Below are 7,757 nucleotides of genomic sequence, written 5' to 3' on the forward strand. Positions count from 1 at the left end.
CACTGCGGTCACAATTGTGCCGTCGGTTACCCGAACGGCGACGGCATAAAACGCTACGGCCCGACCCGGGTAGAGCAAGCGCCAAGGTGCCGCATCCCACCACCCGATGCGGTTCGCGATGAAGGGGAAATTGGGGTATGCGTTGCGCGCAAGCGCGTGCCGGTGAGGATCTGGTCAGGAAGAACCCGCGGGCGCTCACAGATCCAATACACACTCCACACATGTGGGAAGTCGCCTCAACTAATCCGGCTAGTATCTGCCTTCCCGCGTAGTTCAGCGGATTCGTACGCGTACTGAAGCCGTACCGCCGCCATACCGGCAACGCCGAAAATACTGTCTTGCAGGCGATTTGGCTTGTCGTCAGCTACGTGATTCCGCTGGTCACAGAAACCCGCACTGCCGGACTTAAAATCCGTCCAGTGTCGGTTCGAGTCCGACTGGGGGCACCCCGATAAGCAGGGGTTAGGGAAGCTTGCTGCGGAACTCCGGGCAGTACGCGGCCGTCGCCGCGCCGATGATGGTGCCGCTGCCGTTATTGCTCAATCCGAGCGTCTTCGACACATCGCCGACGGTTTGGGCCAGCGTGTCCCCGCCGGCCCAGTCCTGGCAAACGGCATGCCCCACGTTGATCATCATTTGCTCCTGGCCTCCCGGCCAGCCGATCCCGTGTTGCTGCAACGTGTGCAGATACTGGTCATCCGCACCGTCGGCACTCGCAATCGGCGCGGTCGTGACGCCGACGAAACCGGCCACAAGTACTGCGACCATGCCGGCCCAACGTGCCGCGTACTTCATTCGTGACTCCTTCTGGCGAAATGCCTGCATGCAGGAACCGAATACTAATTGCGCCCTGCCATCCTGTCTCGACAAGCTAATCCGCGGGACCGCGAGAATGGAGGTCCGTCGGTCCCGCCGAGAATTTGCCAGGCACAGTAAGTTGGTCGCCACCGTTCCCGATCCGCCATAGGAAGGAGCCGACGCTGAAGTGACCGACGACCCGCGGGCCGACAGTGTCTCGGGCCAATACGATCGGTGGGAGTATCCGCCGCCGGTCGGCGACCTGGAGGCGTGGACCAAAAACCACTGGGATTGGTTCGACCCCTACTGGGCGCATCGCGTCCTTTGGCCGAACCGGGCATACAAAGAGGATCTCGACATCCTGATCGCCGGTTGCGGCACCTTCCAGGCGTCGGTCTTCGCGTTCATGAACCCCGGGGCGAAAGTCGTCGGCATCGATGTCAGCCGGACTGCGCTCGATCACCAGCAGTATCTGAAAGACAAGCACGCGCTGAAGAACCTGGAATTGCACCTGCTGCCGATCGAAGAGGTCGCCGCGCTCGGGAGGGACTTCGACCTCATCGTCTGCAGCGGCGTCCTGCACCACATGGCGGATCCGCTGTCGGGGCTCAGCGCGCTTGGTGAATGCCTGCGCACCGATGGTGCGCTCGCCGTCATGCTCTATGCGAAATATGGCCGGATCGGCGTCGAGATCCTCGAATCGGTGTTTCGTGACCTCGGCCTCGGACAGGACGAAGCGTCGGTCCAACTGGTCAAAGAAGCATTTCCGGTACTACCGGACGACCACCCGGTTCGCGGTTATCTGACAAGGGCCAGCGATTTGCTGTCCGACGGCGCCCTGGTCGACACTTTCTTGCACAGTCGGCAACGGAGTTACACGGTTCCGGAATGCCTTGACCTCGTCAGTGCGGCCGGACTCGCATTCCAGGGCTGGTTTCTCAATGCGCCGTATTACCCGCACGACCTTCTCACGCAGGCGAGCGGATTTCAGTCAATTCTGAGCCGATTGCCCGACTCCGAACTCTGGTCGGTGATGGAACGGCTGCAGACGCCCAATGCCACACATTTCTTCCTGGCCTGCCGCCACGAGCGCCCAAAAGAGACCTACACCGTCGACTTCTCGACGTCCCGGTCATTCGACTACGTACCGCTGTTGCGTACGGCGTGCTTGCTGCGCGGCGACGAGATTTGCATGCCGGGTTCGAAGTTAAAGCTCAACCCAGCTCAGCTTCCACTCGTTCAGCATGTCGACGGTCGTCGCCCGATCGGCGAGATCATCGAGTGCGTGGCACGGCAGGGCAATGTCGCCCAGGAACACAAAGCCATCCTGAAAGGCTTCGCGCACACGCTGTTCCGCGGGCTGTGGCGGCTGGATTTCCTGGCGATGGCGCTGAACGCCGCGGAGTCGAATTAGCTTGTGCCCAAGCACGTTCAAGCCGGTTGCCTGCCCCAATCGCTGTGGGGGTCTGCCGCTTGGTCGCGCCCGCCACGCTGGGAAAGCACCGTGAGGAGGTCGCCGACCTTCTTCGCGTCCGCCGCATAGTCGGCAACGCCGGCGTTGACAGCGTTCTGGGGCAGGTCGGGAAACAGTGCGTCCGACGGGTCCTGAATCACGGTCACCCCTCCCGCGGCCTTGATGGCGCGCAGGCCGGCCACGCCGTCGTCGAGCAGCCCCGACATCAGCACACCTATCGCGTGTGGGCCGTAGCCCAGTGCTACGGAACGGAATAGCGCATCGATCGAAGGTCGAAGACCGCTCCCGCACGGATTATCCGACAGCGCCACCCGGTGATCGGATGCCAGCAGATCGTGGTCGGGTACGGCGGCATAGATGCGGCCCGCCTCCAAAACGGCACCGTCGACCGCGGCGACCGCCTGAAGGGGGCCGTTGCGATCGATAATCTGCGCCAGCAGGGAAGGTGCGTGACGATTCATGTGAATGACCACCAAGACGGCGAACGGTAGATCCGTCGGCATGCCCGCCGCCAGCTCGGTGAGCGCCTCGATGCCGCCGGCGGACGCGCCGATCGCCACCACGCCGGTCGCCGGTGCCGCTAGAAGTCCCATCGCCCAACCTGGCCCGTCTGTGCTGGCCGACAGCTCGGGGATCCCGCCACCGTCTGCGAACGTGTGGCTTCAATACTCGTCGCATTCCCGCCCGACGCCAAGGGTCATAAGCCCTCTACATAAATCGGTTCGTCCGCGAGGGCGCACCTCACACAAACTTTTGTTCCGCCAACCGCCTGCCGCTGACGGCCGCGCGAACCCGCACTCATACACTGACCCACCGTGGGCATGTTGTTCGGCCTTGCGCCGTGGATCGTTTATTGGGTTCTGGTCGGTAACGTCCCGTTCGCCATCGCCGCACTGGTGGCGCTGACGATCGCCGTCGCCGCGGTGGCCACGGAAATCGTTTACGGCAAGCCGGTAGGAACGCTCGAAACCGGTTCTACCGCAGTGCTTTTGGTGTTGACAGTGCTGACTTTCATACTCACCGTGCCGGTGCAGCAGCAGTGGCTATTGACCCTCGGCAATGCCGGGATCTTCCTGGTGGCACTTGTCGGCACGCTGCTCGGCAAGCCGTTCGTGCGGGAGTCGCTGGCCGGGGGACAACCCGCCGACGCCCTCAAGACCGAACTGTTCGCCAACGTGGTCAAAGTGCTGAGCTGGACGTGGGTCGCGACCTTCCTCGCCATGGCGGTGTCGTCGGCGATCCCGCCCATCGCGGACAGGGGCGCCTCGATCCTGGACACCAAGACGCCGTTGTCGTTCGTTTTCTACTGGGTCATCCCGTTCGCGCTCTTCGGCGCAGCGGCGCTGACCTCGCGGCTCCTACCCGACCGGATGCTGGCCGGGATCGACGACGTGGCGCGCGAGACTTCGTTCGTCGCCTACGACGAGGCCACCATCGACGAGCTCTACTTCCTCGCCACCGAACACGCCAACCGCGAGGTGGGCCCGGGCAAGGAGGCGTACAACGTCAAGGTCGGGGGGATGGGCACTCCCCTGACCGGCGATGAGTCCCGCAAGTCGTGGCCGTCGACCTACAAGGTGCGCGACAAGCGCCGCTGAACTGGGCCAGAGGCCGCGACACCGCCGTTCGGATACCTTGGTTTTCGGCGGAGCGACCCGGTACCTGCCGCACGTGCTCCGCGCCCCGTTGCGGCCGATTAGGGAGCAGGCGTGAACGCAATCAGTCCCGATGCCATCCGTGCGGAGACGATCACCATCAGCGGCCACGGTGGCGACCAGATCGAGGCCTACCGTGCCATGCCCCTCGCCGAGGGGTCACGCGGCGGGATCGTCTGGATCCACCACATGCCCGGGTATGACCGCGAGACCAAGGAGTTCGTCCGGCGGTTGGCCGTCAGCGGCTACCACGCCGTGGCGCCCAACCTCTATTCACGCGAAGCCCCGGGGGCCGCACCCGACGACGCCGCCGCGGCGGTGCGGGCGGCCGGCGGAGTACCCGACGAGCGACTGGTCGGGGACGTCGCGGGCGCGGTCGAGCATCTGCGCACGCTGCCCGGCGCCAACGGCAAGTTCGGCGTCATCGGGCACTGCTCGGGCGGACGGCACGCCTATCTCGCGGCGTGCTCGCTGCCGTTCGATGCGGCGGTGGACTGCTATGGCGCCTTCATCGTCGAGGACCCGCCCGAGGGCATTCCGAAAGCCCTGAAGCCGATCCTGGACCTGGCCCCGAACCTGAGTTGCCCGCTGCTGGGCCTTTTCGGTCTCGACGACCGGTTCCCGGCACCGCCCGCGGTGGCGACGCTGGACGCCGAGTTGAACAAGCACGACAAGCCGCACGAGTTCCAGTCCTACGAGGGCGCGGGCCATTCGTTCTTCTCCGTCGACCGGCCGGCCTACCGGGCGGAGGCGGCGGTCGACGGGTGGCGGCGCATCGACGAGTTCTTCGCCACCCACCTGAAAGGCTGAACCCATGTGCACCTATTTGACCGAACACGTCGAGATCGAAGGCAGCGGTAAGGGCGCAACGGGGTGGTTCGGCGCCAATCGCGCGACGGTGTACGTGGACCATCCCGTGCACGCGCCCTACGGACACACGGTCAACATTGACGTGATCAATCCGGGCCTGGGCCCGTCGGCGCGTGTCGCCCTCGAACTGACCGAGGAGAGCGCCCTGGCGCTGGCCGGCGCCATCCACAAAGCCATCGGCCACGCCCCGGTCGGACTCGCGTCGAAGCACCAGTAGGTAAGAGATGACCGCCCATCCTGACTATCCCCAAATGGCCGTTGCGCGTGGACGAATCGAGCCCGCGCCGCGTCGAGTTCGTGGCTATCTCGGCGACGCACTGGTCTTCGACACCACGGCCGCGCGCTATGTGTGGGAAGTCCCGTACTACCCGCAGTACTACATCCCGCTGGCGGACGTCCGGACGGAATTCCTGCACGACGAGGACCATCCGCAGAAAGTGCAGTTCGGTCCGTCGCGGCTGCACTCCCTGGTCGGCGGCGGCCGCACTTACCAGAAAGCCGCTCGAGTGTTCGACCCAGGCAGTGACAGCCCGGTGGCCGGCACCGTGCGCTTCGAGTGGAATCCGTTGCGCTGGTTCGAAGAAGACGAGCCGATCTACGGCCACCCCCGCAACCCGTACACCCGGGTCGACGCCCTGCGCTCGCACCGCAACATCCGGGTCGAGCTTGACGGTATTGTGCTGGCCGACAGCGGTTCTCCCGTGCTGCTATTCGAAACCGGTTTACCTACAAGGTATTACATCGACCCGACCGACATATCATTCGAGCATCTGGAACCCAGTCCGACACAAACGCTGTGCCCCTACAAAGGTGTGACGTCGGGCTACTGGTCGGTGCGCCTCGGTGATGCGGTGCACCAGGATCTGGCGTGGACCTACCACTATCCGCTGCCGGCGATAGGCCAGATCGCCGGGCTGGTGGCGTTTTACAACGAGAAGCTCGATATCATCGTCGACGGCACCGCCCTACCCCGGCCGCAGACTCAGTTCAGCTAGCCGCAACACGAAATCAATTCTTAAACTCAAGCACACGCATTCGAAACATTGCCATTCGACGCTTCACCCGTCTACGGCGTCACTTCGCACCGCAGCTGATTCTAGAAGGCCTGCGGGCCTGAATTGGGGTGTGCTTGAACCATGTTGCCCTATCCCGATTGGTTGAATCCCGGAGACAACGCCTGGCAGTTGGTGGCGGCGACTCTGGTCGGCCTGATGAGCATTCCAGGCATCGCCGTTCTCTACGGCGGAATCGTGCAGAAGAAGTGGGCCGTCAACACGATGCTGATGGCCTTCTCCGCATTCTCTCTGGTGCTGGTGGTGTGGGTGCTCTGGGGCTTCAAGATGGGTTTCGGCGAGCCGCTGAAACTCGGGCCGGGCATCCTGGCGTCCGCGGTCGGAAAACCGCGAACGATCTTGAGCAGTAACAACCAGCAGATCGCCTTCATCCCGTTGCTCGACGGCACCATGCCCTCGTTCCGCTTCTCGGAGAGCACGCTGGCCTACTTCCAGTTCGTGTTCGCCGGCATCACCCCGCTGCTGTTTCTGGGCAGCGTGATCGGCCGGATGAGCTTCAAGGTGTGGTTGATCTTCGTGCCGCTGTGGTCGACATTCGCCTACTCGGTCAACGCATTTCTGTTGTGGGGTGGCGGCTGGTGGGGGCACGCGGGCGCCCTGGACTACAGCGGTGGATACGTGATCCACCTGGCCGCGGGGACATCGGGCTTCGTCGCGGCGGCGGTGATCGGCCCGAGGCTGGCGCGCGACCGGGAACGCGCGGTGCCGAACAACCTTCCGCTGGCCGCGGTCGGCGCCGGCGTCCTGTGGCTGGGCTGGAACGGGTTCAACGGCGGCGACCCCTACTTCTCGGGTGCCGACGCGTCGCTTGCGGTGCTCAACACCAACCTCGCCACCGCGGTCGCGTTGCTCACCTGGGTGATCTGGGACATCTTCGCCAGCAAGCAGCGCAAGCCGACGTTCCTGGGCGCCATCAACGGAATGATCACCGGGCTGGTCGCGATCACCCCGGCGGCGGGCTTCGTCAACAGCTTCGGCGCGATGATCATCGGTGCGGTCGCCTCGTCGCTGGTGTGGATGTCGTGGAACTGGCTCGGCAAGACCCGGCCGTTCAAGAAGGTCGACGACACGCTGGGTGTATTCCACACCCACGGTGTGGCGGGCCTGGCGGGCGGCTTGCTCGTCGGAGTGCTCGCGGACCCGCACATCGTCGAATACCTCGGCGGTAGCACCGGGCAGGACGTGACCACCGCCGGTTGGCTGTACGGACACCATCCCAAGCAGCTATTGATACAGGCCGGCGCCGCGGGCACGGTGATCGTCTGGGATGCCCTCGTCACGTTCGTCATCCTGAAAGTGCTTGGCCTGTTTATGAATTTGCGGCTGCCCGACGAGGTGCTGGAGACCGGCGACCTTGGCGTGCACGACGAGGAGGCCTACCCCGACGAAGCGCTCGTCACCGGCCGGCGGGTCGAACCCGTGTCGGCGACGCGGGCGGCGCCATTGGAATCCGAACCCGCTGAGCCGGTGGATGATTGAGAATGCGAAGACGTCATGAAGCTGATCACCGCGATCGTCCAGCCCTTCACCCTCGATAGCGTCAGGCATGCCGTCGAATCGGCGGGAGTGCTGGGTTTGACGGTCACCGAAGTCCAGGGGTACGGCAGGCAGCGTGGGCACACCGAGGTGTACCGGGGAGCCGAGTACGCGGTCGCGTTCGTCCCCAAAGTCCGGGTCGAGGTTCTGGTCGACGACGAGTTCGCCGGCCGAATCTCGGACGCCGTCATCGGTGCGGCTCGCACCGGGAAGATCGGCGACGGAAAGGTGTGGGTTTCGCCGGTTGAAGCAGTGTTTCGCATTCGGACCGGTGAACGCGATCACGATGCGCTGTGATTGATGCGCTGTGATTGGTGTGAGATATGCCTCTTTCCGTTCCCATTTTGCGGA

9 protein-coding genes are annotated in these 7,757 nt (G+C 64.2%); 7 read left to right on the forward strand and 2 right to left on the reverse strand.

Annotated features, from left to right (window positions below; translation table 11 throughout):
• Window positions 1-462: 462 nt before the first annotated feature.
• Window positions 463-795, reverse strand: coding sequence for a DUF732 domain-containing protein (locus JOZ00_RS24050; protein ID WP_293349149.1), 333 nt, complete (start codon window positions 793-795; stop codon window positions 463-465).
• A 190-nt stretch (window positions 796-985) separates the two neighbouring features.
• On the opposite strand from JOZ00_RS24050, the gene JOZ00_RS24055 reads away from it, so the two are divergent.
• Window positions 986-2,212 carry a class I SAM-dependent methyltransferase gene (locus JOZ00_RS24055; RefSeq protein WP_293349151.1) on the forward strand — a complete coding sequence of 409 codons (1,227 nt, stop codon included), beginning with the start codon at window positions 986-988 and terminating at the stop codon, window positions 2,210-2,212.
• A 17-nt stretch (window positions 2,213-2,229) separates the two neighbouring features.
• On the opposite strand, the gene JOZ00_RS24060 is transcribed toward JOZ00_RS24055, so the two are convergent.
• A complete protein-coding gene (locus JOZ00_RS24060; RefSeq protein ID WP_293349154.1) occupies window positions 2,230-2,865 on the reverse strand; it encodes a chemotaxis protein CheB in 636 nt (211 codons plus the stop codon).
• Between the two features lie 222 nt (window positions 2,866-3,087).
• Here JOZ00_RS24060 and JOZ00_RS24065 point away from each other — a divergent pair, with 222 nt between their 5' ends.
• The 6 genes from JOZ00_RS24065 to JOZ00_RS24090 all read left to right on the forward strand — a co-directional run bounded on the left by JOZ00_RS24065 (window position 3,088) and on the right by JOZ00_RS24090 (window position 7,703).
• The gene (locus tag JOZ00_RS24065; RefSeq protein WP_293349156.1) at window positions 3,088-3,870 is read left to right on the forward strand and encodes a hypothetical protein; all 783 of its coding nucleotides are present in this window, start codon (window positions 3,088-3,090) and stop codon (window positions 3,868-3,870) included.
• 111 nt (window positions 3,871-3,981) lie between these two features.
• Window positions 3,982-4,737 carry a dienelactone hydrolase family protein gene (locus tag JOZ00_RS24070; protein WP_293349158.1) on the forward strand — a complete coding sequence of 252 codons (756 nt, stop codon included), beginning with the start codon at window positions 3,982-3,984 and terminating at the stop codon, window positions 4,735-4,737.
• Between the two features lie 4 nt (window positions 4,738-4,741).
• Window positions 4,742-5,014, forward strand: coding sequence for a DUF6295 family protein (locus tag JOZ00_RS24075; RefSeq protein ID WP_293349160.1), 273 nt, complete (start codon window positions 4,742-4,744; stop codon window positions 5,012-5,014).
• 7 nt (window positions 5,015-5,021) lie between these two features.
• Window positions 5,022-5,792: a DUF427 domain-containing protein gene (locus JOZ00_RS24080; RefSeq protein WP_293349162.1), complete on the forward strand. Its 771-nt coding sequence runs from the start codon at window positions 5,022-5,024 to the stop codon at window positions 5,790-5,792.
• Window positions 5,793-5,933: 141 nt separating this feature from the next.
• Entirely contained in the window at window positions 5,934-7,349 is a 1,416-nt protein-coding gene (locus JOZ00_RS24085) for an ammonium transporter (RefSeq protein ID WP_293349164.1), read from the forward strand.
• Between the two features lie 15 nt (window positions 7,350-7,364).
• Window positions 7,365-7,703 (forward strand): P-II family nitrogen regulator, encoded by a 339-nt coding sequence (locus JOZ00_RS24090; RefSeq protein ID WP_293349166.1) that lies wholly within the window; start codon window positions 7,365-7,367, stop codon window positions 7,701-7,703.
• Window positions 7,704-7,757 lie beyond the last annotated feature (54 nt).

The sequence above is a fragment of the Mycobacterium sp. genome (assembly GCF_019243155.1).
Taxonomy (GTDB): Bacteria; Actinomycetota; Actinomycetes; order Mycobacteriales; family Mycobacteriaceae; genus Mycobacterium.